The 3,588-nt window shown below is 70.9% G+C and carries 3 protein-coding genes; 1 reads left to right on the top strand and 2 read right to left on the bottom strand.

Going from position 1 to position 3,588, the window contains the following annotated elements; all coding sequences use genetic code 11:
• Positions 1 to 611: RdgB/HAM1 family non-canonical purine NTP pyrophosphatase (gene rdgB, locus KBX53_RS26315; RefSeq protein WP_210862208.1), on the top strand; the 611-nt coding region annotated here is incomplete at its 5' end.
• Between the two features lie 79 nt (positions 612 to 690).
• Here rdgB and KBX53_RS26310 read toward each other — a convergent pair.
• Both KBX53_RS26310 and KBX53_RS26305 read right to left on the bottom strand, forming a co-directional pair.
• Positions 691 to 2,166, bottom strand: a complete 1,476-nt coding sequence (locus KBX53_RS26310) for a glycosyltransferase family 39 protein (protein ID WP_210862206.1) — start codon at positions 2,164 to 2,166, stop codon at positions 691 to 693.
• 271 nt (positions 2,167 to 2,437) lie between these two features.
• The coding region (locus tag KBX53_RS26305) for an aromatic amino acid lyase (RefSeq protein WP_210862203.1) at positions 2,438 to 3,588 on the bottom strand (1,151 nt) is incomplete at its 5' end.

Genomic DNA, 3,588 nt, shown 5'->3' with positions numbered 1-3,588 from the left:
ACAAGGTCCTGCTCGCCACGCGTAACCGCAAGAAGCTCGTCGAGCTGCAGCGGATCCTGGACGGTGCGCTCGGCGCGCACCGGATCGCCCTGCTCGGGCTGGACGACGTCGAGCAGTACGCCGAACTGCCGGAGACCGGCCTGACCTTCGGCGAGAACGCGCTGATCAAGGCGCGGGAGGGGTGCCGGCAGAGCGGGTTGCCGACCATCGCCGACGACTCCGGGCTCGCCGTCGACGCGCTCAACGGGATGCCGGGCGTGTTCAGCGCCCGCTGGTCCGGCAAGCACGGCGACGACCGGGCCAACCTTCAGCTGGTGCTGGATCAGATCGCCGACGTGCCCGACGAGCAGCGGGCCGCCTCGTTCGTCTGCACCGTGGCGTTGGTGCTGCCCGGCGGCAAGGAGCACCTCGTCGACGGCCGGCAGCCTGGGCGGGTGCTGCGCGCACCGCGCGGTGACGGCGGCTTCGGCTACGACCCGATCTTCCTGGGCGACGGGCAGGACCGGACCAACGCCGAGCTGACCCCGGCGGAGAAGGACGCCATCAGCCACCGGGGCAAGGCGTTGCGTGAGCTGGCCAAGCTGGTCGCCAAGGTGCTGCCGCCCGCCTGAACACCCGGCCCGTTCCAGCTGAGCCCCGAGTGGGCTGGCTGGCGAAGGTGACTGACGGACGACCGTAACGGCCCGTCAGTCACCCCTTCTTGGGCCGGGGGGTGAGCAGTGAGACGCTCACGTCGGTGAAGCGGTCCACCTGGGTCACCACGAACCGGGCCCGCAGCGCCTTCTCCACCTCGGGATTCATCCCCGCGAACGAGGTCAGCTTGGTGGTGGACGGTTTCGTGTTGATCAGCCAGATCCGGGCCCTGGTGTCCAGGCACTTGGCCGGCCCGCCGCACCACGCCCGGTAGTTCGGCGTCGCCTGCCCCTCGGTCGTTTGGAACACCTCGGGGAGCGGCTTCTCCTGCAGGTAGTACTTGATGCCAGCGTTCGCCCACCACGGGAACGGGCCGGTGTACGCCACCAGGTCACCCGTACGTCGCTGCTGGTCGATCACCGCCGCGGCGCCCCGCAGGTCGGGTTCGAACTCGGTGACCGGAGCCCTGAGCGCGACGTGGCTGCTGAGACCCACGAGGAGCACCAGCACCGGGACCGCCACGGTGAACGTACTCAACCGCTGGGCGGCGACCTGCACCCCGGCGGCCGCCAACAGGCACCACGCGGGCAGCACGAACAGCACGTAGCGCTCGGTGAAGAGCAGCATGACGGGAGTCAGCGCCCACAGCAGAATCAACGGACCGAGGGCCCAGGCGGCGAGGTAGCCGACGCGGGGTCCACCGCCGACACAGCCGAGGATGCCGAGGCCCAACAGCACCCCGCCGACCCCGATCGCGCCGGGCAACTCCAGCATCCACTCGCTGAGGTCGCCCACCGGAACGGGTTGGATCCACGCGATCTGACCGCTCTGCGCCTTGGCCAGCCACACCAGCGGTGACAGGACTGCGACAGCGGCCGCTGTCGCACCCATCCACCAGGTGACCGGCTGCCAACTCTGCCGTCGGCGGGCCTCCAGCAGGACGAGCAGGCCATGTGCGGGCAGCACCACCAGGGCGATCAGGTGCAGCCAGCCGACCAGGACGAGCATGAGGGCGTAACAGATCCAGGCCACGCGGGAGTGCCGCTGCGTCGCCATCACCGCGAACAGGCCGGCCGCCGCCACCGCGGCGATGACCAGACCGTAGGGCCGCGCCTCCTGCCCGTACCGGGTCACGACCGGTAGGAGCCCGAACAGCACGCCAGCCAGCAGACCCACCCGTGGGCCGTACAACATTCGGCCCTGCAGGGCCGTCAGGGCGGCCGCGATCGCCACGGCGATCATCGAGGGAAGGCGGAGCGCCACCTCGCTGTCGCCGAAGAGCCGCACCCAGAAATGCATTCCGAGGTAGTACGGAAGGAGCACCAGATCCTTCTGCTGCACCAACGCATACAGCTCTCGGAGCCCCATTCGGGCGGCGTCGAGTGTCGCGAACTCGTCTCGCCACAGCTGGCGGCGTCCCGCGGCGATCAGCACCACGACGAGGGTCAGCGCGCCGGCGGCCAGCGGTACCGCCGCGGGCCGCTGCCACCACTGCTGGCCAGTGCCGGTGCCGGTGCCGGTGTCGGTGGCCACCGGCGACGCGGTGCCATCACCATCACCACCAGCGGCTGGCGTTGCCGCCGCCGCAGACCTCTGTGCTGGTATTCCGGAATAGCGATCGCCGAGATGCAACTCTTCAGTGACGTCGTTCACGCCTGCTCACCTTCGGAACCCATTCCGGATGCCCCCGTCGGGCGGGAGGCTCCGGATACCCCCGCCGGGCGGGAAGCCTAGCAAGGGCCTCGACCAGCGAAATCCACCTGAACGGCTCAACCTTCCGGACGGTGGGAGCGTCTTTTCCGCGTCAGCTGAGCGTGCCGATTTCCGATTCGATGGCGGCTCGCAGGTTCGGACCGCTCACCACCGCACGGGCCGTCTCCACCAGGGGAGCGAGGAACACGTCGGGCCCGGGCTCGCCGATCACGTCGGTGAGCGCCTCCACGGCGGCCTTACCGGCCGGTGACGGCTGCAGCGGGGCCCGCAGTTGAAGGCCGCGTACGCCGGCCAGCAGCTCCACGGCGAGCAGGCTGGTCAGGTTGTCCAGCACGGTACGCAGCTTCTTGGCTGCGGCCCAGCCCATCGAGACGTGGTCCTCCTGCATTCCGCTGGTGGGCAGCGAGTCCACCGAGGCGGGGGCGGCGAGCCGACGGTTCTCGGCGACGATCCCGGCCGCCGTGTACTGGGCGATCATCAGCCCGGAGTTGACCCCGGCGTCGGGGGAGAGGAACGCCGGCAGCTCCCGGGAGCGGGTGACGTCGAGCAGCCGGTCCACCCGCCGTTCGGCGATCGCGCCCACCTCGGCGGCGGCGATGGCGAGGAAGTCCGCGGCGAAGCCGAGCGGCGCGCCGTGGAAGTTCCCGGTCGACTCGACCCGGCCGTCCGGCAGCACCACCGGGTTGTCCACAACGGACACCAGCTCCCGGGCGGCGACGGTGCGGACGAAGTCGAGGGTGTCGCGGGCCGCGCCGGCGACCTGCGGCGCGCACCGCATCGAGTACGCGTCCTGCACGGCGTGCGCCAGGTCGTCGCGGTGTGAGTCCATCACCCGGGAGTTCTGCAACAGCCGGTGGATGTTCGCCGCCGACGCCGCCTGACCGGGGTGGGGCCGGATCGCGTGCAGCTCGGGCAGGAACGGTCGCTCCGAGCCGAGCATCGCCTCGATGGCCAGCGCGGCCGTCACGTCGGCCATGGCGAACAGGTGCGCCGCGTCGTGGATGGCCAGCAACAGCATGCCGAGCATGCCGTCGGTGCCGTTGATCAGCGCCAGCCCTTCCTTGGCGGCCAGCTCGATCGGCTTGAGCCCGGCGGCGGTCAACGCGTCGGCCGCGTCCTGCCGCTCACCGGCCGGGCCGAGGACCCAGCCCTCGCCGAGCAGCACCAGCGCGCAGTGCGCCAGCGGCGCCAGGTCGCCGGAGGCACCCAGCGAGCCGTGCTCCGGCACCCACGGGGTGATGT

Origin of the sequence: Micromonospora sp. M51 (assembly GCF_018070305.1) — a bacterium.
In the GTDB taxonomy this organism is placed as follows: Bacteria; Actinomycetota; Actinomycetes; order Mycobacteriales; family Micromonosporaceae; genus Micromonospora; species Micromonospora parva.
The sequence above is the reverse complement of the archived record's forward strand: the minus strand, read 5'-3'. Positions and strand labels throughout refer to the sequence as shown.